This is a genomic window from Neobacillus kokaensis, from assembly GCF_014656545.1.
GTDB classification, from domain to species: domain Bacteria; phylum Bacillota; class Bacilli; order Bacillales; family Cytobacillaceae; genus Neobacillus; species Neobacillus kokaensis.
Genome location: NZ_BNDS01000037.1, coordinates 1 through 22,969 on the forward strand (window position 1 = coordinate 1; position 22,969 = coordinate 22,969).

General features: G+C 43.0%; 22 protein-coding genes and 1 riboswitch. Of the genes, 19 read left to right on the forward strand and 3 right to left on the reverse strand.

The window, feature by feature from the left end; translation table 11 throughout:
- Positions 1-88 precede the first annotated feature (88 nt).
- Positions 89-1,330 (reverse strand): TolB-like translocation protein, encoded by a 1,242-nt coding sequence (locus IE222_RS23815; RefSeq protein WP_191276883.1) that lies wholly within the window; start codon positions 1,328-1,330, stop codon positions 89-91.
- A 97-nt stretch (positions 1,331-1,427) separates the two neighbouring features.
- On the opposite strand from IE222_RS23815, the gene IE222_RS23820 reads away from it, so the two are divergent.
- The 14 genes from IE222_RS23820 (at position 1,428) to purD (ending at position 15,560) form a co-directional block, all read left to right on the forward strand.
- Positions 1,428-1,970 carry a DUF2179 domain-containing protein gene (locus IE222_RS23820; protein ID WP_191276884.1) on the forward strand — a complete coding sequence of 181 codons (543 nt, stop codon included), beginning with the start codon at positions 1,428-1,430 and terminating at the stop codon, positions 1,968-1,970.
- Positions 1,967-2,155 (forward strand): NETI motif-containing protein, encoded by a 189-nt coding sequence (locus IE222_RS23825; RefSeq protein WP_191276885.1) that lies wholly within the window; start codon positions 1,967-1,969, stop codon positions 2,153-2,155. The genes IE222_RS23820 and IE222_RS23825 overlap by 4 nt, the downstream gene beginning before the upstream one ends.
- A 95-nt stretch (positions 2,156-2,250) precedes the next feature.
- A riboswitch (purine riboswitch) is annotated at positions 2,251-2,352 on the forward strand.
- 134 nt (positions 2,353-2,486) lie between these two features.
- Positions 2,487-2,975 carry a 5-(carboxyamino)imidazole ribonucleotide mutase gene (gene purE / locus IE222_RS23830; RefSeq protein ID WP_191276886.1) on the forward strand — a complete coding sequence of 163 codons (489 nt, stop codon included), beginning with the start codon at positions 2,487-2,489 and terminating at the stop codon, positions 2,973-2,975.
- Positions 2,962-4,116 (forward strand): 5-(carboxyamino)imidazole ribonucleotide synthase, encoded by a 1,155-nt coding sequence (gene purK / locus IE222_RS23835; protein ID WP_191276887.1) that lies wholly within the window; start codon positions 2,962-2,964, stop codon positions 4,114-4,116. Before purE ends, purK begins: the two co-directional genes overlap by 14 nt.
- 3 nt (positions 4,117-4,119) lie before the next feature.
- Positions 4,120-5,418, forward strand: coding sequence for an adenylosuccinate lyase (gene purB / locus IE222_RS23840; RefSeq protein ID WP_191276888.1), 1,299 nt, complete (start codon positions 4,120-4,122; stop codon positions 5,416-5,418).
- A 396-nt stretch (positions 5,419-5,814) separates the two neighbouring features.
- Positions 5,815-6,528 (forward strand): phosphoribosylaminoimidazolesuccinocarboxamide synthase, encoded by a 714-nt coding sequence (gene purC, locus IE222_RS23845; RefSeq protein ID WP_191276889.1) that lies wholly within the window; start codon positions 5,815-5,817, stop codon positions 6,526-6,528.
- The gene (purS, locus tag IE222_RS23850; protein ID WP_191276890.1) at positions 6,521-6,775 is read left to right on the forward strand and encodes a phosphoribosylformylglycinamidine synthase subunit PurS; all 255 of its coding nucleotides are present in this window, start codon (positions 6,521-6,523) and stop codon (positions 6,773-6,775) included. Before purC ends, purS begins: the two co-directional genes overlap by 8 nt.
- Positions 6,772-7,455, forward strand: a complete 684-nt coding sequence (purQ, locus tag IE222_RS23855) for a phosphoribosylformylglycinamidine synthase subunit PurQ (RefSeq protein WP_191276891.1) — start codon at positions 6,772-6,774, stop codon at positions 7,453-7,455. Before purS ends, purQ begins: the two co-directional genes overlap by 4 nt.
- A complete protein-coding gene (purL, locus tag IE222_RS23860) occupies positions 7,439-9,667 on the forward strand; it encodes a phosphoribosylformylglycinamidine synthase subunit PurL (RefSeq protein ID WP_191276892.1) in 2,229 nt (742 codons plus the stop codon). Before purQ ends, purL begins: the two co-directional genes overlap by 17 nt.
- Positions 9,643-11,052: an amidophosphoribosyltransferase gene (purF, locus tag IE222_RS23865; RefSeq protein ID WP_191276893.1), complete on the forward strand. Its 1,410-nt coding sequence runs from the start codon at positions 9,643-9,645 to the stop codon at positions 11,050-11,052. The genes purL and purF overlap by 25 nt, the downstream gene beginning before the upstream one ends.
- 5 nt (positions 11,053-11,057) lie before the next feature.
- On the forward strand, positions 11,058-12,092 hold the full coding sequence (gene purM / locus IE222_RS23870) for a phosphoribosylformylglycinamidine cyclo-ligase (protein WP_191276894.1): 1,035 nt from the start codon (positions 11,058-11,060) through the stop codon (positions 12,090-12,092).
- Positions 12,089-12,691, forward strand: coding sequence for a phosphoribosylglycinamide formyltransferase (gene purN, locus IE222_RS23875; protein WP_191276895.1), 603 nt, complete (start codon positions 12,089-12,091; stop codon positions 12,689-12,691). The genes purM and purN overlap by 4 nt, the downstream gene beginning before the upstream one ends.
- Positions 12,666-14,204: a bifunctional phosphoribosylaminoimidazolecarboxamide formyltransferase/IMP cyclohydrolase gene (gene purH, locus IE222_RS23880; protein ID WP_191276896.1), complete on the forward strand. Its 1,539-nt coding sequence runs from the start codon at positions 12,666-12,668 to the stop codon at positions 14,202-14,204. Before purN ends, purH begins: the two co-directional genes overlap by 26 nt.
- 87 nt (positions 14,205-14,291) lie before the next feature.
- Complete coding sequence (gene purD, locus IE222_RS23885; protein WP_191276897.1) at positions 14,292-15,560, forward strand: phosphoribosylamine--glycine ligase; 1,269 nt, start codon at positions 14,292-14,294, stop codon at positions 15,558-15,560.
- Between the two features lie 103 nt (positions 15,561-15,663).
- Here purD and IE222_RS26990 read toward each other — a convergent pair whose 3' ends face one another.
- The gene (locus IE222_RS26990) at positions 15,664-15,768 is read right to left on the reverse strand and encodes an EYxxD motif small membrane protein (RefSeq protein ID WP_370465085.1); all 105 of its coding nucleotides are present in this window, start codon (positions 15,766-15,768) and stop codon (positions 15,664-15,666) included.
- Between the two features lie 205 nt (positions 15,769-15,973).
- Positions 15,974-16,291 carry a YgaP family membrane protein gene (locus IE222_RS23890; RefSeq protein WP_191276898.1) on the reverse strand — a complete coding sequence of 106 codons (318 nt, stop codon included), beginning with the start codon at positions 16,289-16,291 and terminating at the stop codon, positions 15,974-15,976.
- Between the two features lie 171 nt (positions 16,292-16,462).
- On the opposite strand from IE222_RS23890, the gene IE222_RS23895 reads away from it, so the two are divergent.
- The 5 genes from IE222_RS23895 (at position 16,463) to pcrA (ending at position 22,879) form a co-directional block, all read left to right on the forward strand.
- Complete coding sequence (locus IE222_RS23895; protein WP_191276899.1) at positions 16,463-18,208, forward strand: adenine deaminase C-terminal domain-containing protein; 1,746 nt, start codon at positions 16,463-16,465, stop codon at positions 18,206-18,208.
- Positions 18,209-18,274: 66 nt separating this feature from the next.
- Entirely contained in the window at positions 18,275-19,318 is a 1,044-nt protein-coding gene (locus IE222_RS23900) for a DUF3048 domain-containing protein (protein WP_191276900.1), read from the forward strand.
- Between the two features lie 15 nt (positions 19,319-19,333).
- Complete coding sequence (locus tag IE222_RS23905; RefSeq protein ID WP_191276901.1) at positions 19,334-19,648, forward strand: YerC/YecD family TrpR-related protein; 315 nt, start codon at positions 19,334-19,336, stop codon at positions 19,646-19,648.
- Positions 19,649-19,874: 226 nt separating this feature from the next.
- Entirely contained in the window at positions 19,875-20,558 is a 684-nt protein-coding gene (pcrB, locus tag IE222_RS23910; RefSeq protein WP_191276902.1) for a heptaprenylglyceryl phosphate synthase, read from the forward strand.
- Between the two features lie 65 nt (positions 20,559-20,623).
- Entirely contained in the window at positions 20,624-22,879 is a 2,256-nt protein-coding gene (gene pcrA / locus IE222_RS23915) for a DNA helicase PcrA (protein WP_191276903.1), read from the forward strand.
- The last annotated feature ends 90 nt before the right edge of the window (positions 22,880-22,969 follow it).

A 22,969-nucleotide genomic window follows, 5' to 3' on the forward strand; every position in this document is an offset into this window, starting at 1 on the left:
AGTAGGACGCTGCCGGGCAAACAAAAAAGACAATCTGAAAAAGATTGTCTTTTTTGTTTGCTAGCCCTCCTTGAAAAACCCGAAAACTCTATTCATTCCTCTCCCCATAAAAACTAAACACTTCATCCCATTTCCACCTTGCATAATATGTACTTGCCAAAGTAATATTATTGATCCATTCTAATTCTAGTCCTGTTATCACATCTCCCACCATTACAACTGCAGTTTTCCGATTAGTCCTAACCCAATACAGCTTTTTATCATAATAGTTCAAGACAAAATCACCTACAGTTACTGGATGCCTGCCAATCTGATTTTGATGTGAACTAGAAAGAATTATTTTATACAAATAGGGTAAGGGCCTTTGGTTTAGAGGACCTTGAGTGGTTTCTAAGGAACGTGATGAATAAAGCACTCCGCTGCCTTTCCATATAAAAACCCTTTCTACATATCCCTTGGGTGTTAATGGCCTTTTCTTAAAGCTGGGAACATGGATTATCCGTAAATATTTGTTCACCGTTGCTTCCCGGCCAATGCCGCTAATAAACCCTAGGTTGCTGCCTACAGGAGCCCAGTGGAACCAATTATCGTCATTTAACATTTCTGCTATTCTACGAAACGTTTTACCATCTGATGACAGTATACAAAGGGTATTACTGTCAGCGGAGAGCGAAGCGGTTGGTATAAGTAAGAAGCTAAGCCATCTTTGATCATGTGACCACTTAAATTGACTTGTGCTGACTACTATTTCGTTTTCCCCTACCGGCACGGTATAAAAATGTTTAATCAAAGGTTCTTCCGGGTATTTTCCTAAAAAGACCTTAAATAAAAGAATATCGGAATTTAGCTGCTGATTTTTCTTCTTAGAGACTAATAATCCATCACCTTTAGGAAGCCAGGAAAAGTTTTCGATTGTCTTAGCAGCTAAACGAACTAGAAAGGGTTTTGAAGGGTCGACGGTTAGTACAAATACATCTTTTTTGATCATAAAACTTATCTCATTGGTACGGGGTGACCACTGAAAGTTTTTATCGACATTTTCCATCACCTTAAAATGCTTGTTCATCGAAACATGATAAACCCATAGTTCGCCCACATACCCTTCTCCCGTTTTTCCACGTAAATAGGCAATCCAGTTTCCATCCTTAGACCATTTTGGAAAACGGACATAATCCCCATTAGTCAATTGGTTTTCATTATTTCCAATTTTAATCCAGAGGTCATTATTCCGAATAAACGCTGCCTTGTGTTGTTCTTTCGCTGATCCATATAATTGAAAAGAGAAAAAACAAATAATACCAATTGTTACTAGAAATAATTTTTTTAACATGAAAATCACCTCGTGTTAGTTTGTGCAAAAATTGGACTTAACAAAATTTAAATTTGTGCTAAAGTGAAATGAGCATCATAAAAAAGGGGGTTCCTCCATGTTAGAAAATAGTTTTGTAATGGTATCCATCATCTTAATCATTAATATCGTTTATGTATCATTTTTTACAATAAGAATGATATTAACGTTAAAGGGACAGCGTTATTTAGCAGCGTGTCTCAGTATGATAGAAGTTGTTATTTATGTTCTTGGTCTGGGGCTAGTACTGCAAAATTTAAATGAAATTCAAAACCTGATTGCCTATGCGGTTGGATATGGTATTGGAGTTATTGTGGGAATGAAAATTGAAGAAAAGCTGGCGTTAGGATATATTACGGTCAATGTCATTACAGCAGAATGGGATAAAGATGTGCCAAAGCTTTTGAGGGAAAAAGGATATGGTGTCACAGACTGGCAGGCTCACGGGCTTGAAGGCAACCGGATGGCTATGCAGATTCTGACCCCGAGGAAATTTGAACTAAAGCTATATGATACAATCAAAAGCTTGGACCCCAAAGCTTTCATCATCGCCTATGAGCCGAAAACAATCCACGGCGGCTTTTGGGTAAAATCCGTGAAACGAGGGAAGCTGTTTAAATGAGCAAAAAGAAATTTGAAGTTCAGGAACATGAAAGTATTGAAGAATGTTTAAATAGAATGAAGCAAGAAGGATACACACCAGTCCGCCGGATCGAGAAGCCAATTTTTCAAGAAGTAAAAAAGGGCAATGAAACGAGTTATGAACCAATTGGCAGACAAATCGTCTTTGAAGCGAAGTTAATTTAAGCAAAACACGAACATTCCGTTTAGGTTGTAAAAATAACGTTCGATTTATTGTTGACAGCAGGAGGCTAAGGCTGTTAAACTAAAAGTAGTTAATCGACAAATTTCACCTTTACCCTCGTATATCCATGGGAATATGGCCCATAAGTTTCTACCCAATAACCGTAAATTATTGGACTATGAGGGAAAGTCAATATGTTCGGCAACAAGTAAGGGAGCCTTGGGCATACCCCTTCGTTTTGTTGACCTGTTCTTTAGCCCGGACAAATGGCTTTCTCTTTTAGAGAGGCTATTTGCCGGGTTTTTATATTAAAAAAAAAAAGGGGGCTTCCAGATGACAGCGCGTGTTGGTGTTATTATGGGGAGCAAATCGGATTGGGAAACAATGAAGCATGCCTGCGATCAATTGGAACAATTGAAAGTAGCCTATGAAAAAAAGGTTGTATCCGCACATCGAACACCTGATTTGATGTTTACATATGCAGAGGAGGCTAGAGAGAGAGGCCTCAAGGTAATTATTGCCGGTGCAGGCGGTGCAGCACATCTACCGGGAATGGTTGCGGCAAAAACCACTTTGCCGGTAATTGGTGTTCCGGTTCAATCGAAAGCCTTAAACGGGTTAGATTCCTTGCTGTCAATCGTCCAAATGCCAGGCGGAGTGCCAGTGGCAACTGTAGCGATTGGTAAGGCAGGAGCAGTTAATGCCGGTCTTTTGGCAGCGCAGATTTTAGCAACAGAGGATGAGGCATTAGCGGCAAGGCTCGAAGCGAAACGAGAGGCAACCCGCCAAGAAGTGTTGGAAAGTAGTGATGAACTTGTCTAGTAAAACGATTTTACCGGGAGCGACGATTGGGATCATCGGCGGCGGCCAGCTAGGACGGATGATGGCATTGGCCGCTAAAGCTAAGGGTTTTCGTATCGCCGTTTTAGAGCCTGCAGCTGATTCTCCTTGCGGACAGGTGGCAGATATAGAAGTTATTGGTGCCTATGATGACCGCGAGGCAATAACTAAGTTAGCCGCGGTAAGTGACGTGATAACATATGAATTTGAAAATATTGATGCTGAGACACTGAGGTGGATTTGTGAACAGGCATATGTGCCCCAGGGACCCCAGCTTTTGGCTATTACACAAGACCGGATTAAGGAAAAGGCAGCCATTTGTCAAGCCGGTGTTGAGGTTGCACCATATGAAGTCATTGAATCTGTTGAAGATTTATTTGTAAAAATAAATACAATCGGTTATCCGGCCGTGCTAAAGACAGCAAGGGGCGGTTATGACGGCAAGGGCCAGCTGGTAATTAAAACAGAGCAGGACCTGGAAAAAGGAGAGGCTCTTCTCGAACATGGCGCCTGTGTGTTGGAAAAATGGATTCGGTTTGAAAAAGAAATATCGGTGATTGTGACACGCAGTCTAGACGGTGAAACAGCTATTTTTCCAGTAGGGGAAAATATTCACGTAGAAAACATTTTGCATCAAACGATTGTTCCAGCCCGGATTTCTACAGGCCTTCAGTTAAGAGCGGTTGAAAAAGCAAAACAGATTGCGGATTCGCTTGGTTTAGTTGGCACTTTGGCAGTCGAAATGTTTGTAACCGAAGACGGAACGATTTATATTAATGAATTGGCACCACGACCACATAACTCAGGGCATTATTCGATTGAGGGCTGTGTGACGTCTCAGTTTGAACAGCATGTCCTGGCCATTTGCAATTGGCCATTAGGAAGTACGGAGCTATTAAAACCGTCCGTAATGGTCAACCTATTAGGAGAGCATCTAGAAGAGCTCTTTGCGGAAATTCCCGCTTTGACAGACTGGAAGATTCATTTATACGGGAAAAAAGAAGCGAAAATTAAGCGTAAAATGGGTCACGTGACATTGCTGAGGGATTCTGTTGAAGAGGCACTGGCTGAGGTCAACGAAAGCTCTATCTGGGGTGCAGTTAAGGAAAAGATCGGAGGATAAAACATGATTGATCGTTATACTAGACCTGAAATGGGTGCGATTTGGACGGAAGAGAACCGCTTTAATGCTTGGCTGGAGGTAGAGATTCTTGCATGTGAGGCTTGGGCAGAGTTAGGCGAAATTCCGAAAGAAGATGTTCAAAAGCTTCGAGAAAATGCATCATTTAATATTGACCGAATTAATGAAATTGAAGTGGAAACAAGACATGATGTCGTTGCCTTTACCCGTGCTGTTTCTGAAACTTTAGGTGAAGAAAGAAAGTGGGTTCATTACGGCTTAACCTCAACGGATGTCGTTGACACAGCTCTTTCTTATGTATTGAAGCAAGCCAATGAGATCTTATTAAAAGATATCGAAAACTTTGTTGAAATTTTGCGGAACAAAGCGATCGAACATAAATATACCGTGATGATGGGACGTACTCATGGAGTGCATGCTGAGCCGACTACTTTCGGATTAAAACTTGCTTTATGGTATGAAGAAATGAAACGGAATCTGGAGCGCTTTAAGCAGGCAGCTAAAGGTGTAGAATTTGGGAAGATCTCTGGCGCTGTAGGAACATATGCCAATATCAACCCGTTTGTTGAACAGTATGTTTGTGAAAAATTAGGCATCCAGCCGGCGCCGATTTCAACGCAAACATTACAGCGTGACCGTCATGCACACTATATGTCAACGCTTGCTTTAATTGCGACTTCTATTGAAAAATTTGCTGTGGAAGTTCGCGGCCTGCAAAAGAGTGAAACCCGTGAAGTAGAAGAGTTTTTTGCTAAAGGTCAAAAAGGATCGTCAGCAATGCCGCACAAGCGGAACCCAATCGGTTCTGAGAACATGACCGGGATGGCTCGTGTGATTCGCGGCTACATGATGACCGCTTACGAAAACGTGCCGTTATGGCATGAGCGTGATATTTCCCATTCCTCTGCTGAACGGATTATATTACCGGATGCAACGATTGCGTTGAACTATATGTTGAATCGCTTTGGTAATATTGTGAAGAACTTAACGGTATTCCCAGAAAATATGAAACGCAACATGGATCGTACGCTTGGTCTGATCTATTCACAGCGCGTCTTGCTTGCATTGATTGATAAAGGGCTGTCCCGTGAAGAAGCATATGATACCGTACAGCCTAGAGCGATGGAAGCGTGGGAGAAACAGGTTCCATTCCGCAGCTTGATCGAAGCAAATGAAAAAATTACCTCACTGCTATCACCAGAGGAAATTGCCGATTGCTTTGATTACAGCTACCATCTCCAGCATGTTGATACTATTTTTGACCGTCTGGGGTTAAATGGATAGGATTTCCTGGCATCTGAGACCAGGGGGAAATCAAGTTTCGAGTCGCCAATAAGGTCTATTGGCGACCGAGGCTGAGAAAGACTCAAGTTCAGGGTAGCCAATAAGGTCTATTGGCGACTGAAGCAGGGGAAAACTCAAGTTGAGGGTAGCCAATGAGATCTATAGGCAACCGAAGCAGGGGAAAACTCAGGTTGAGGGTAGCCAAAAAGGTCTATAGGCGACCGAAGCCGGGAAAAACTCAAGTTGAGGGTAGCCAAAAAGGTCTATAGGCGACCGAAACCAACAAAAACACAAGCCCAATGTAGCCAATACCGATAACAACACAATTAAGGGGTATAAACTGCCCCATACCATAACTCGAAGATTCCCAATATTACAAATTAGGAGTGACCTACGATGAGAGAACTGCTATATGAAGGAAAAGCCAAGCGGATTTACACAACAGACGACGAACAGGTTGTTCTTGTAGAGTATAAGGATTCTGCCACTGCCTTTAACGGGCAAAAAAAGGCTGAAATCACCGGTAAAGGGCGTTTAAATAACGAGATTACCAGCTTGCTATTTTCAAAGCTGAAAGAAAACGGAATTGACTCGCATTTTATCAAGCGTGTTTCGGAAACAGAACAACTCGTGAAAAAAGTGGCCATTATTCCACTTGAAGTCGTTGTCCGTAACTCAGCCGCAGGCAGCCTGGCAAAAAGATTGGGAATCGAAGAGGGACGTTCGCTTACAACACCACTCGTTGAGTTTTATTTAAAAAATGACGATCTAGGCGACCCGCTTGTTACAAAAAGCCATATTCTTGAGCTGAATATAGCAACAGCGGAGGAAATCAGCGTGTTACGAGAAAAAGCACTGCAAATCAATAGAGTTCTATCTGATTTCTTTGCAGACCTTGGTATTCGCTTAATCGACTTTAAGCTTGAATTCGGTAAAGACGCTGAAGGAGAAATTTTACTCGCGGATGAAATTTCCCCTGATACCTGCCGCCTATGGGATAAAGAAACAAATAAGAAGCTCGATAAAGATGTGTTCCGCCGTGATTTAGGAAGCCTTACAGAAGCCTATGAAACTATTCTACAAATACTTGGAGGTCATCAGCATGTATAAAGTTAAAGTATATGTAACATTACGGGAAAGTGTATTAGACCCGCAAGGAAAGGCTGTAACGAACTCGTTAAATGCTTTAAACTACAATGAAGTAACCGATGTCCGAATTGGTAAATACATGGAATTAAAGATTGAGAAATCTGACCGTGACATTCATGAAGTCATCAATGAAGTTTGTTCAAAATTACTTGCAAACCCAGTTATTGAGGACTATCGCTATGAAGTAGAGGAGTGTGTCGCACAGTGAAGTTTGCGGTGATCGTCTTTCCGGGATCAAATTGTGATGTCGATATGTACCATGCAATCAAAGATGAGCTCGGTGAAGAAGTAGAATATGTCTGGCATGATACGGACTCCTTAGACGGGTATGACGGAATTCTCCTTCCTGGAGGCTTTTCATATGGTGATTATCTCCGCACAGGAGCGATTGCCCGCTTTAGTAAAGTAATGAAAGAAGTAATCAAAGCGGCGGAGGCTGGAAAACCTGTTCTTGGCGTGTGCAATGGATTCCAAATTCTTTTAGAAGCAGGTCTTCTGCCAGGGGCAATGAAAAGAAACGAAAGTCTTTCGTTTATTTGTAAACCTGTTGAGCTGAAGGTAGCAAACAACGAAACGATGTTCTCTAACGCTTATGAAGCAGACCAAACCATTACCATCCCTGTTGCCCACGGTGAAGGAAATTATTATTGTGATGAAGAAACTCTAGCAAACTTAAAAGCTAATAATCAAATCGTATTTACGTACGAGAAAAATCCGAACGGGAGCTTAGAAGATATTGCTGGGATTATGAACGAGAGAGGCAATGTCCTTGGTATGATGCCACACCCTGAGCGTGCCGTTGATGTCCTTTTAGGCAGCGCAGACGGACTGAAAATTTTTCAATCAATCGTAAAGACTTGGAGGGAAGCACATGTTGTTAAAGCATGAACCAAATCCGCAGCAGATTAAGACAGAAAAACTATACCAGCAAATGGGTTTATCCGATGAAGAATTTACGATGGTTGAAAACATTCTCGGCCGCACACCGAACTGGACGGAAACAGGGCTGTTTTCGGTTATGTGGTCAGAACACTGCAGCTACAAAAACTCCAAGCCGGTTCTAAAGAAATTCCCGACATCAGGTGAAAAAGTTCTACAAGGTCCTGGCGAGGGAGCTGGAATTGTGGATATCGGCGATGGTCAGGCGGTTGTTTTTAAAATCGAAAGCCATAACCATCCATCAGCGATTGAACCATATCAAGGGGCAGCAACAGGAGTCGGCGGAATTATCCGTGACATTTTCTCCATGGGTGCACGCCCAATCGCGCTATTAAACTCGCTTCGTTTCGGCGAGCTTGATTCAGCACGTGTAAAGTATCTTTTTAAAGAAGTAGTGGCAGGGATTGCCGGGTACGGTAACTGTATCGGAATCCCGACAGTCGGCGGTGAAGTGCAATTTGAATCATGCTATGAAGGCAACCCGCTTGTGAATGCAATGTGTGTTGGTCTTATCAATCATGAAGATATTAAAAAAGGCCAGGCGCACGGTCTAGGCAATACTGTAATGTATGTTGGGGCAAAAACAGGACGTGACGGGATCCACGGGGCAACCTTCGCTTCCGAAGAATTAACAGAACAGTCTGATGAAAATCGCCCAGCAGTACAGGTTGGCGACCCATTCATGGAGAAGCTTCTCCTTGAAGCATGCTTAGAGCTCATCCAATCAGATGCTCTTGTTGGTATTCAGGATATGGGTGCCGCAGGTCTTGCCAGCTCGTCTTCTGAAATGGCAAGTAAAGCAGGCATGGGAATCGAAATGAACTTAGACCTAGTGCCGCAGCGTGAAACAGGCATGACGGCTTATGAAATGATGCTGTCAGAATCCCAAGAGCGGATGCTGATTGTTGTGAAAAAAGGAAGAGAACAAGAGATTGTTGACCTCTTTAAAAAATATGATTTAGAAGCTGTGGCCATTGGGAAGGTAACCGATGACAAGCAGTTCCGCCTCTTCCATCAAGGAGAAGTGGTGGCTGATATTCCTGTTGATGCACTGGCAGAGGATGCTCCGGTTTATCACAAGCCTTCAAAAGAGCCTGCCTATTTTGCAGAGTATCAAGCAATGAAAAATGAAATTCCAGCAGTTAATGATGTGAAAGAAACACTTGTGCAGCTGTTAAGCCAGCCAACGATTGCAAGCAAAGAATGGATTTACGAGCAATACGATCACATGGTACGGACGAACACAGTGGTTGCACCAGGTTCCGACGCTGCGGTTGTCCGTATTAGAGGAACACGCAAAGCGTTGGCGATGACAACCGATTGTAACTCCCGTTTTGTTTATCTTGATCCGGAAACGGGCGGAAAAATTGCTGTAGCAGAGGCAGCTCGTAATATCATCTGCTCCGGTGCAGAGCCATTAGCAATTACGGATAACTTAAACTTCGGTAACCCGGAAAAACCAGAGGTATTCTGGCAAATTGAAAAATCAGCGGACGGTATCAGTGAAGCCTGCCGTGTCCTAGAAACACCGGTAATTGGCGGAAACGTCTCATTATATAACGAAACAAGCGGAACAGCCATATATCCAACACCGGTCATCGGTATGGTAGGACTTGTAACCGACCTTGACCATATTACAACACAAGAATTCAAAAACAGCGGCGACCTGATTTATTTAGTTGGGGAAACAAAACCTGAGTTCGGCGGAAGTGAGCTGCAAAAGCTGCTCAACAACGGACGTGTTTTTGGTAAAGCACCTGAATTAGATGTAAATCTTGAAAAAGAAAGACAAGAGCAAGTATTAGCAGCGATTCGTGCCGGTGTTGTTCAATCAGCACATGACCTATCTGAAGGCGGGCTCGGTGTTGCTTTAGCAGAATCCCTATTCAGCAGCAAGCAGCTTGGGGCAAAAGTAGACATCAGCGGCAATCCGGTCACAGCATTATTCAGTGAATCGCAATCCCGTTTTCTTTTATCAGTGAAAAAAGAGGATCAAGCAAAGTTTGAACGTTTAGTAGAAGCACAGCTCATTGGCGAAGTGAATCAAACGGGCAGCTTGCAGGTTGCGGTTAAGGGTGAAGTGACTCTTGAAGCATCAGTTGAGGAATTGCAAGCAGCCTGGAAAGGAGCCATCCCATGCTTGCTGAAATCAAGGGATTAAATGAAGAGTGCGGCGTCTTTGGTGTCTGGGGACATCAAGATGCCGCCCAGCTTACCTATTATGGACTGCACGCCCTGCAGCATCGCGGTCAAGAGGGAACAGGAATTGTGGTTTCTGATGGCAAAACACTTAAGGGTGTAAAAGGCGAAGGTCTGGTCACAGAAATTTTTACAGCAGATAGAATGGCAGAATTAACTGGCAGTGCCGCTATCGGCCATGTTCGTTATGCGACAGCAGGGGGCGGGGGCTATGAAAATGTTCAGCCGCTTCTGTTCCATTCGCAAAGCGGCAGCCTAGCATTAGCACATAACGGGAATTTGATAAATGCTAACTCGTTAAAACACCAGCTGGAAGCACAGGGAAGCATTTTCCAAACAAGCTCCGATTCAGAGGTATTGGCGCATTTAATTAGAAGAAGCGGGTTTGCTCATAAGAATGACCAGGTGAAAAATGCGCTTTCCATGTTAAAAGGTGCTTATGCCTACTTAATCATGACTGAAAACGAGTTAATGGTGGCACTTGATCCGCAAGGTTTAAGACCGTTATCGCTTGCCTGCCTTGGCGATGCTTACATTGTGGCTTCCGAAACATGTGCCTTTGACGTCATTGGCGCAGAATACATTCGGGATATCCAGCCGGGAGAACTATTAATTATTAATGATAGCGGTTTGAAATCAGAACAGTTCGCCGTCAATTCCACGAAGGCAATGTGCATGATGGAATATGTTTATTTTTCAAGGCCTGATAGTAATATTCTAGGCGTTAATGTTCATACAGCACGGAAAAATATGGGGAAACGTTTAGCTGTTGAGGCTCCTATAGATGCGGATGTCGTGACAGGGGTTCCCGACTCCAGTATTTCAGCGGCCATTGGCTATGCTGAAGCGACCGGGATTCCTTATGAAATGGGCTTGATTAAAAATAAATATGTCGGCAGAACGTTTATTCAACCGACACAGGCACTTCGGGAGCAAGGGGTTAAAATGAAGCTGTCCGCTGTCCGTGGTGTGGTCGAAGGCAAGCGCGTTGTTATGGTCGATGACTCTATAGTCCGCGGTACGACCAGCAGAAGAATCGTTAATTTGTTGAAAGAAGCAGGGGCAACGGAAGTGCATGTTGTCATCAGCTCACCTCCGATTAAAAATCCATGCTTTTACGGGATTGACACAGCAACAAAAGAAGAATTGATTGCCTCCGATAAATCGGTTGAAGAAATTTGCAAGATCATTGGGGCTGATTCGTTAACCTTCTTAAGTACAGAGGGAATGGTAGCGGCACTTGGCCAAACGGAAGGATCAAACGGCTTTTGCCTCGGCTGTTTTACAGGGAATTACCCGACAGAAATCTATCCAGATACACTTCAATACTATTACCAAAGGGGGTAACGGCTGTGGCAAATGCGTATAAACAAGCAGGCGTTGATATCGAAGCAGGCTATGAAGCGGTAGAAAGAATGAAAAAACATGTTCAAAAAACGGCTAGAACCGGTGTCCTAGGCAATCTCGGCGGCTTTGGCGGTATGTTTGACCTATCGGCACTAAATTTAAAAGAACCGGTATTGGTGTCAGGCACCGATGGCGTTGGTACAAAAATTATGCTCGCATTTATGCTCGACCGTCACGATACGATTGGGATTGATGCGGTAGCAATGTGTGTGAATGATATTGTTGTTCAAGGTGCGGAGCCGCTTTACTTTTTAGATTATATTGCCTGCGGGAAGGCGGAACCGGCTAAAATCGAAGCAATTGTTAAAGGTGTAGCGGACGGCTGTGAACAGGCAGGCTGTGCGTTGATCGGCGGAGAAACAGCGGAAATGCCAGGTCTTTACCGTGAGGATGAGTATGACCTTGCTGGATTTTCCGTTGGTGCCTGCGAAAAGCAGCAGCTGGTAACCGGTGAAACCATCAAGCCGGGAGATGTGCTGATTGGTCTTGCTTCAAGCGGCATTCACAGCAATGGCTATTCACTTGTTCGCAAGGTGTTTAACAATTGGTCCCTGCTGGAATTTGTCGATGAACTCGAGAGCACATTAGGAGAAGAGCTTCTGAAACCAACGAAGATTTATGTGAAATCGATTTTGTCTGCGCTAAAGAAATTTAACCTTAAAGGAATGGCTCATATTACCGGCGGAGGTTTTATTGAAAATATTCCACGTATGCTGCCGGCAGGACTTGGTGCGGAACTTGATGAAAAAAGCTGGCATATTCCTTCTATTTTCAAGTTAATATCCGAAGTTGGACAAATCGATTACCAAGAGATGTATAATATTTTTAATATGGGAATCGGTATGGTGATTGCCGTTGACCGTGAGGAGGCTGCCGCAGTAAAAGAGCATTTTGAACAATGCGGAGAATCGGTCTTTGAAATCGGAACTGTAACAGATCAAGAAGGAATTATCATCAATGGACGCGGTGGCCGCCGATGAAAAATATCGCAATTTTTGCATCAGGAAGCGGCAGTAACTTTCAGGCCATTGTCGATGCAGTGCAAGCAGGGAATCTCACAGCGAACATTTCCCTGCTTGTTTGCGACCAGCCTGGGGCATATGTGATTGAACGAGCAAGAGCAGCCAATATTCCTTCCTATATATTTCGTGCTAAGGATTATTCAAGCAAAGAGGATTTTGAAAATGAAATTGCCCTCCTGCTGAATAATCGCAATGTGGACTTGATCGTCCTTGCGGGCTATATGCGACTCATTGGCCCAACGCTTTTGAGACAGTACGAGGGTCGTATCATCAATATCCATCCTTCGCTTTTGCCAGACTTTCCTGGAAAGGATGCCATCGGTCAGGCACTGGCTGCAGGAGCGCAGTGGAGCGGCGTAACGATCCATTATGTGGACGCGGGAATGGATACGGGACCAATTATTGCTCAGGAACGAACTAGGCTGGAGGAAGACGAGACAAGAGAAAGCTTGCAACGGAAGATTCAAGCAATTGAACATAAGCTATATCCATCGATTCTGCAAATGCTGCTAACAATAGGAGATGTTAAACATGACGAAAAAACGGGCGCTTATTAGTGTTTCAGACAAAAATGGAGTTGGGGAATTTGCCAGAGAGCTTGCTGCCCTCGGTTTTGAAATCATTTCAACTGGCGGGACAAAAAAGATGCTTCAAGAACAAGGAATTCCTGTTCTAGGGGTAAGTGATGTAACCGGTTTTCCGGAAATTCTAGAAGGTCGGGTAAAAACGTTAAATCCGTTTATCCATGGCGGTTTGCTGGCTAAACACGATGATGCAGGACATCAAAAGCAGCTCGAAGAACATGGCATTGAGCCAATTCAGATTGTATGTGTCAATCTCTATCCATTCCAGCAAACGATTGAAAAACCAGATGTGACGGTAGCCGATGCAATTGAAAACATTGATATCGGTGGTCCAACTATGCTTCGTGCTTCAGCGAAAAACCATCAGTATGTGACAGTTGTCGTAGACCCGGCTGATTACGCGACAGTGCTTGCTGAGTTAAAGGACGGCGGCGAAACCACTCTTGAAACTCGCAGAAAGCTTGGAGCGAAAGTTTTCCGTCATACTGCAGCATACGATGCACTTATTGCAGAATACATGACTAACCTTGCCGGCGAAGAAACCCCTGAAAAATTAACTGTGACTTATGAATTAAAACAAACTCTTCGCTATGGGGAAAACCCTCACCAGAAGGCTGCTTTTTATCAAAAGCCGCTTGGTTCTACTTTCTCGATTGCCTATGCCAAGCAGCTTCATGGAAAAGAGCTTTCCTACAATAATATCAACGATGCTGACGCGGCCTTACAAATTGTTAAAGAATTTACAGAACCAGCGGCAGTTGCTGTTAAACATATGAACCCATGCGGTGTCGGCACTGGGAAAACAGTTTTTGATGCTTTTGGAAAAGCATTTGCAGCAGATCCAGTTTCAATTTTCGGCGGAATTATTGCTTTAAATCGTGAAGTGGATGCAGAAACTGCTCGGAAACTGCATGAAATTTTCTTAGAAATTATTATTGCACCATCCTTCTCTCCAGAAGCAGTAGAAATTTTAACAGCGAAAAAGAATTTGCGGTTATTAACAATTCCTTTTGAACAAGAACAAAAGCCGGAAGCGAAGATGGTAACGATTGAAGGCGGCCTGCTTGTACAAGACCAAGATCGTTATACATTGGAGGATGCTGAAGTAACGGTTCCAACGAAAAGAGAACCAACTCCTGAAGAGTGGGAAGCGTTGAAGCTTGGCTGGAAGGTTGTTAAGCATGTAAAGTCGAATGCCATCGTCGTTTCCGATAAGGATATGACACTTGGGATTGGTGCGGGGCAGATGAATCGCGTCGGTTCAGCAGATATTGCTCTTAAACAGGCTGGCGCTAAAGCGGAAGGTGCTGCACTTGCCTCAGATGCTTTCTTCCCAATGGACGATACAGTTGAAGCAGCGGCAAAAGCAGGTATTACGGCGATTATTCAGCCAGGCGGCTCCATTAAAGATGCTGATTCAATCAAAAAAGCTGATGAATATGGTATTGCAATGGTGTTTACAGGGGTAAGACATTTTAAACACTAATTATTAATGTGCGCTAAAACGGCAGGTTTTCGATGTCGATTCGCTAATAAACTAAACTTTTATCTAAACGGAACGGAGGTGGGCACCGTGAAGGTTCTTATCATTGGACGCGGCGGCCGTGAGCATGCGATTTGCCGGAAAGTGAGCGAAAGCCCGCTTGTTGAGAAAGTGTTCGTGGCTCCTGGCAACCCGGGGATGACAGATGTGGCTGAGCTTGTAGCAATTGAGGAATCCAACCACGAGCAGCTTCTTCAATTTGCCAAGGCTGAAAAAGTAGGCTTAACTATTATCGGTCCAGAGGTCCCGTTATTGGCAGGGCTCGCTGATGAATTCGAGGCAGCAGGACTAAAGGTTTTTGGCCCGCGTAAAGCAGCGGCAGAAATAGAAGGAAGTAAATCGTTTGCAAAAGAATTAATGAAAAAATACCAAATTCCAACGGCTGATTATGCGGTGTTTACTTCTTTTGATGAAGCCCGACAGTATGTCGAGGAAAAAGGGGCACCGATTGTTATTAAGGCAGACGGTTTGGCAGCCGGGAAGGGTGTAACGGTTGCGTTAACGAAAGAGGAAGCTTTAGCAAGCCTTGAGGATATGCTGGTAAGTGAAAAGTTCGGAGAGGCATCCTCGAGAGTCGTTATTGAAGAATTTTTAAGCGGCGAAGAATTTTCATTAATGGCATTTGTTAACGGAGAAACTGTTTTACCGCTTGAAATTGCCCAGGACCATAAGCGAGCATTTGAGGGCGACCAAGGTCCGAATACAGGCGGAATGGGGGCATATTCGCCAGTTCCGCAAATCGGTGCGGATACCGTGCAAACGGCTGTTGATACTGTTCTCATTCCTGCTGCCAAAGCGATGGTACAGGAAGGCAGAAACTTCTGTGGTATTTTATATGCAGGATTGATTAAAACAGAAAAGGGCCCTAAAGTGATTGAATTTAATGCCCGCTTCGGCGATCCAGAAACACAGGTGGTGCTGCCACGGCTTAAATCCGATTTGGTTGAAGTGATTCTAGAGTTATTAAACGGGGGCACGCCAGTTCTTAAATGGGATGCCCAGGCAATGCTAGGTGTAGTTGTTGCTTCAAATGGATATCCGGAAAGCTATCAAAAAGGTGCTGTTCTTGCAGGGATAGCTGAAATCTCAGAGTATGTTTTTCATGCAGGGACTTCCCAAAATGAAGCCGGTGATTTTGTAACAGCAGGAGGCCGGGTGCTCCTCGTTGGGGCCAAGGCTCTTGAGCTTGAGGAAGCACAAGGAAAAGTATATAAGGAACTTGCTAAACTGAACTGCGATGGTGTTTTTTATCGAAAAGACATTGGGATGAAGGCGATTGCGTCTGCGATTCGCGGATAATTTGCTTAAATTCGCGGATAATGGGTGTTAAATCGCGGATAAAATGGTCAGATTCGCGGATATCTCTAGGAAATCCGCGGATAATAAAAAGTCGGGCTCGAGGTTAACGAGCCCGATTTTTTGAACGGCGCCTGAACGCGTAAAAGATAGCGATAATGCCGCCAATCAAGACTATATATACAAATGCCGAATGGACGAACCAATCCATTTGAAATCGACTTCCTTTCTAAGGGGTGCACAAGTTAATGTGCAGCCCCTTCTTTAAGGTATTTGAACTTTATGAGAACGGGGAGCCCTTTATTTATCGTTTTTGTTCTATGCCCCCGTTATGAAGCAGGCTTGTCCAGTTCTCATGACCTCCCATGAGAACTTGACGAGCATTTATTTACAACATCTAGTTCTCATACCCTTCATCAGGTTGGATTATATGGCATAACATCATCATTCAGCCCTTCCATTCCATCCATAGAAGGAGTTTCTGAGGAAGAGCTCCCTTTTGAAGATCCGCCTTTTAATGGCTGCATAACAGGGCACTTTTTATACATAGCTGTTAATGGACAATAGCGGACAATTCCTTCCGCTACCTTCATCGCCCCGCAAATGGCTATAAGCAAGTAGGAATCCCGCCAAGGCCGTTTCACTAATTTTGCCGTACACCACGCAAGGATGGTTAACCCGGCAGTAATCCGGATTAATGCATTTAATATTCCAATGTTTGGTTTGATATTCATATTGTGCACTCCTTCACAAAATGTTAATATTAATTATCGATTCTTTACTGCTTTAAATGGGAAAATATGATAGTATAGTATTTAAGTATCGTTTGTAAGGGTTTTCTTTCTGATGAAATCAAACTTTTAACATAAATATATAAATCAACCTTGATAAGGGAGGGACCTCGTATGCTGGAACAGCGCTATCGGTGGAAAAATAAACACTTACGCACACATGTGTCCGTTTTAGATGGAGCGGTGTCGCCCACAATTCTTTTGAAAAATGCTACGTATTTAAATCAAACATTTCGGAAATGGATGAAAGCGAATATTTGGATTTATCAGGATCGGATTGTTTATGTTGGCGATAATTTGCCAACACATGTAGAAAATTGTGAAATCATTGATTGTATGGACCAAATTCTTGTACCGGGATATATTGAACCGCACGCCCATCCGTTTCAGTTATATAATCCCCATACATTAGCAGAATATGCATCACAGTTTGGCACTACGACGATTATTAGTGACAACATGCCTCTTGTATTAAACTTCAAAAAAAGGGAAGCGTTTTCATTATTAAGGGAACTGCGGAATATTCCAACAACAATGTTTTGGTGGTGCCGCTTTGATCCCCAAACTGAAATTCTGCATGAGGAAGAGACGTTTTCACATAGTAATATTAAATCCTGGCTCGAACACGATGCGGTTCTTCAGGGTGGGGAGCTAACGGGATGGCCGAAGCTTCTAGATGGCGATGACATGATGCTGCATTGGATTCAAGAAGCGAAAAGAATGCGGAAGCAAATTGAGGGCCATTTTCCTGGAGCTTCTGAAAAAACACTTGCAAAAATGATGCTCTTAGGAGCGGATTGTGATCACGAGGCCATTAACGGTGAAGAGGTCTATAATCGTTTAATGCAAGGATATATGGTGTCACTAAGACATTCATCTATTCGCCCCGACCTTCCTGAATTGTTAGATGATATGAATCGGTTAGGCATTGATGCTTATGACCGCCTCATGCTTAACACAGACGGTGCGACATCTCCTTTTTATGAGCAAGGTATTACCGACATGTTGATTCGGATTGCAATTGAAAAAGGGGTTCCACTTATTGATGCCTATAATATGGCAACGATAAATATTGCAAGATACTACAACATTGACTATTTACATGGTAATATTGCAACTGGCCGTGTTGCAAATATTAACTTCTTATCAAGTGAGGAGAATCCGACACCGGTCTCTGTTCTGGCAAAAGGAAAATGGGTGAAACGGGACGGAGTGAAGGTTGAAAATGTATATCCATCAATTGATTGGAGTCAATATGGACTTATGCCGTTAGAATTAGATTGGGATTTAACGTTGGATGATTTACAATTTTCAATGCCGTTTGGTATTAAAATGGAGAATTCTGTTATTACCAAACCATATTCAATTGCCATTGATGTTTCTAGCGATGAGCTGACGATGGATCATGATGAGAGCTTTTTCACATTGATTGATCGCAATGGGAATTGGCGGATTAACACCATATTAAAAGGCTTCGCCTCCAAACTGCATGCCTTAGCAAGCTCGTTTTCGAATACAGGCGACATTATTTTAATCGGAAAAAATAAACTAGACATGCTAATTGCTTTTAATAGAATGAAAGAATTAGGCGGAGGAATTGTGTTAGTAGAGAATGGCGAGATTGTCTGTGAGCTCCCGCTGCCTTTAGGAGGAATTATGTCAGGTCTTCCAATTGAAGAATTAATGGTTCAGGAGAAAAGGCTTTTTGCTGAATTGAAGAAACGGGGCTATGCCTTTTTCGATCCTATCTACAGTTTATTATTCTTTTCCTCAACACACCTGCCGTACATTCGCGTGACACAGCAGGGTATGTACGATGTAATGAACAAAACAGTTCTCTTTCCGACGATAATGCGTTAAAATGGAAGTGTAGTAAAGCGTAAAAGGAATCTGTCAGCCTTGAAAGGAAGCAGGGGTGTTTACTGGATGAAAAAATGGGCTGTTGCCACAGCAGCTGTCGTGCTATTGTTCTCTGGCTGCAGTAAGGAGAAGGTGAAGGAACCGGAAAAGAAGCCGAAAACGGTTGAACAGGTTGTGCAAAGAGAAGAACAGGAGCCACAGATCAAGTATACTTATCCATTAACAGGTATTGCTGCTAAACAAGAGCCGGAGCAACGAGCAATTGCCGTGATGGTTAACAACCATCCGAAGGCAAGGCCGCAGTCTGGTTTAAATAAAGCTGACATTGTTTACGAAATTCTTGCTGAAGGGGACATTACCCGTTTTTTAGCTGTTTTTCAAAGTGAAAAGCCGGGAAATATTGGACCTGTCCGTAGTGCCAGAGATTATTATATAAAACTGGCCAAGGGATTGAATGCCCTCTATATTGCCCATGGCTTTAGTCCGGAAGCAAAGAAACTGCTAAACAACAACTATGTTGATAACATAAACGGGATTTATTACGACGGTACATTATTTAAACGCTCAAAGAACCGAAAAGCGCCGCATAATTCCTATATTACGTATGAAAATATTCTAAAAGGCGCTAAGCAGAAAAAATATTCAATGAAATCATTGCCGCCGGGATTTCAATTTTTAACAGAGAAAGATAGTAAAAAGATTTCCGGTGATGAGGCGAATACGGTTGAAATTACGTATTCGAAAGGCGGAATATCGGATTCTTCGTTTGATTATGATTCCACACTAGGTCAATATAAACGCTTTTCCGGCGGTAAACAAACTGTTGATTTAGACACAAATGGCCCTGTTTTAGTTGAGAATATTTTCATCATAGAAACCGTTCACCGATTCATCGATTCCTATGGACGCCGTGATGTGGATCTAACCTCAGGCGGTAAGGGGTACTTGCTGCAAAAGGGCAGGGTAAATGTAGTGAATTGGGAGAATCGAAACGGCTTGATTGTTCCTGTGAAAGATGGTATAGAAGTGAAGATGGTACCGGGTAAGACATGGGTAAATGTAGTGCCGACAAATCCTGGGTTGCAAAAAAGTGTTAAAATCGCACCATAAAGGAGTAAAGAATATATGCAAATTAATAAATTACGAGGCAAAGAGCTCGATCAATTATTTAAGTCGATTCTTTCATTGAAAGATCTCGAAGAATGCTATCGATTTTTTGATGATTTATGTACGATAAATGAGATTCAGTCATTATCCCAGCGTCTGGATGTAGCCAGAATGCTTCGTGAAGGAAATACGTATCATAAAATTGAAAGTGAAACAGGTGCAAGCACAGCAACGATTTCACGAGTAAAACGCTGCTTGAACTTTGGAAACGATACGTATGAAATGGTACTTGAGCGGCTTAAAGAACAGGACAGTAAAAAAGAAGAGGAATAAGCAAACCGGAGATACTAGTCTTCGGTTTTTCTTTTTGAAATAGAACCGTAGATATATTGTGCGAACTTGCAGAATATCGTCTAAAGTCGCAGATTTATCCCAAATACCCGCAGATATCCAGCCCACCCCTATATATTTCCAACTCTAGATTTACTGTTTTCTTTTTTAATCGATTCTGCAAATGCTATAATGGTGTAATGGAAATGAAAGTGGGAGGATCTAATAGATGTACGATGTTAGCCAGTGGCGCCATGTGTTTAAACTCGATCCAAATAAAGAAATTTCGGATGAAAAACTAGAAAAAATTTGTGAATCAGGAACGGATGCTGTTATTGTAGGCGGGACGGACGGTGTTACGCTTGAGGATGTTCTGGATTTAATGGCGCGGATTCGCCGCTATACCGTTCCGTGTGTGCTGGAGGTTTCTACCATCGAAACGGTTACTCCGGGTTTTGACCTTTATTTTATCCCTACGGTTTTAAACAGCAGCGACCCTAAATGGGTTACCGGGCTTCACCATCAAGCTGTAAAGGAATTTGGTGAAATCATGAATTGGGATGAGTTGATCATGGAAGGTTACTGCATTCTAAATGAGGACTGCAAAGCAGCTCAACTGACAACAGCCGATGCCCATTTATCAACTGATGATGTAAAAGCGTATGCGATGATGGCGGAGAAAATGTTTCGTCTGCCAATCTTCTATGTAGAATATAGCGGGAAATACGGCGACCCTGATTTAGTTGCCGAAGTGAGTCAAACACTCGAAAAGACAACTCTTTTTTATGGAGGCGGCATTTCTACAGTTGAACAAGCAGCGGAAATGGCCAAGCATGCCGATGTAATCGTCGTGGGTAATGCTATTTATGAAGATTTTGACCAAGCATTAGAAACCATTATGGCTGTCCGTTAAAATTTGCTAGAATATAATATAAACGATAAAATAAGAACAAATGTTTGTTATGGTGGTGGAAGAATTTGCAATACTTAACTGATAAGCTTTTAAACGGATTAAACCCAGAACAGCAAAAGGCAGTAAAGGCTACAGACGGGCCGCTGCTGATTATGGCCGGTGCCGGAAGTGGTAAGACTAGAGTCTTGACACACCGTATTGGCTATTTAATTGTGGAAAAACGTGTGAATCCCTATAACATTTTAGCGATTACCTTCACAAACAAAGCGGCTCGGGAAATGAAGGATAGAATTGCCAAAATGATGGGCGGTGCAGCTGAGGAAATTTGGATTTCTACTTTCCACTCGATGTGCGTGAGAATTTTACGCAGAGACATCGACCGCATCGGCTTTAACCGTAATTTTACAATCCTAGATACAACCGATCAGCAATCGGTGATTAAAGGTATTTTAAAAGATAAAAATATTGATCCGAAAAAATTTGATTCGCGCGCCATCCTCGGTTCCATCAGCTCGGCAAAAAATGAATTACTCGATCCAGAAGAATTTTCTAAACTGTCCGGCGGCTATTATGAACAAGTTGTCAGTGATGTGTACGAAGAATATCAAAAGCGCCTGCGCAAAAATCAGGCCCTAGATTTTGATGATCTAATCATGAAAACCATCCAATTATTCCAGCGGGTACCGGAAGTATTAGAATATTACCAGCGCAAGTTTCAATATATTCATGTTGATGAGTATCAAGACACGAACAAAGCGCAGTATTTGCTTGTTAAGCTATTAGCAAGCCGCTTCAGAAATCTCTGTGTTGTCGGTGACTCAGATCAGTCAATATACGCTTGGCGTGGCGCGGACATTGCCAATATCCTATCATTTGAAAAGGACTATCCAAACGCTGCGGTCATTCTTCTTGAGCAAAACTACCGTTCAACGAAACGAATCCTGTTAGCGGCTAACAAGGTTATTGAAAATAATTTTAACCGCAAAGCGAAAAACCTGTGGACGGAGAATCCGGAAGGAAATAAAATCGTCTATTACCGTGCCGACAGTGAGCAGAGTGAAGCCCAATTTGTTGCTGGGAAAATTAAAGAATTAACCCGTGACAATAAATATAAATTGTCCGATATTGCTATCCTTTACCGCACGAATGCCCAGTCGCGTGTCATGGAGGAAGTGCTGTTAAAATCGAACATCGGCTATCAGATTGTTGGCGGAACCAAATTCTATGACCGCAAAGAAATTAAAGATATGCTTGCGTATTTACGGCTTATTTCCAATCCAGATGACGATATCAGCCTGCAGCGGATTATTAATGTACCAAAACGCGGCATTGGCGCGAGCTCTTTTGATAAAATCGCGAACTTTGCTGTGACTCATGATATTTCTATTTTTCAAGCGCTTGATTCGATTGAATTGCTGGGATTAAGCCCGAAAATTACAAAGTCTGCAAGAGAATTCAGGGATTTAATCAAAAATTACACGCAAATGCAGGAATTCCTTTCTGTTACTGAATTAGTTGAAGAAGTATTAGAGAAGACAGGCTACTCGGAAATGCTGAAGGCAGAGAAGTCATTGGAAGCCCAAAGCCGATTAGAGAACCTTGAAGAATTATTGTCGGTAACGAAAAACTTCGAAGCGGTTAATGAGGATAAAAGCCTTGTGGCCTTCTTAACAGATTTGGCTTTAGTGGCGGACATTGATTCAATGGATGATGAGGGAGAAAAAGCGGATTCGATTGTCCTTATGACCTTGCACTCAGCTAAAGGATTGGAATTCCCGGTTGTCTTTTTAATTGGGATGGAAGAAGGGGTGTTCCCGCACAGCCGTTCATTAATGGAAGAAGCCGAAATGGAAGAAGAGCGGCGCCTGGCTTATGTCGGCATTACAAGGGCGGAGCAAAGCCTATTCCTTACCAATGCCCAAATGAGAACTTTATTTGGTCGTACTAACATGAATCCAGCATCACGTTTCATCAGTGAAATTCCGGAAGATCTTTTAGAAGGAGCCGAGGCGGAAAAAAGAACCCCGTATGGTTTACGTTCGTTTGGCAGCAGCGCGGGATCCTCTTCATTTGCATCAGGATCCAGAGCTTCATTCGGTTCTCCTGCAGCACCAAGAAAACCGGTGATGCGACCGGCTGCATCCGGCGGAGAAAATGCTGATTGGAAAGTCGGCGATAAAGCCGAACACGGTAAATGGGGAATTGGAACGGTCGTTAGTGTCAAAGGTCAGGGCGAGGGCACTGAGCTTGATATTGCTTTTCCAAGTCCGGTCGGTGTTAAGCGTCTCCTTGCTAAATTTGCGCCTATTAAAAAGGCTTAATGAGTAAAATCGACTTGATTTCTACGTAAGGAATCGAAACCAATCATCCGTTGTTGGAGTCATATTATATGGGATATAGATAGGAAAGGG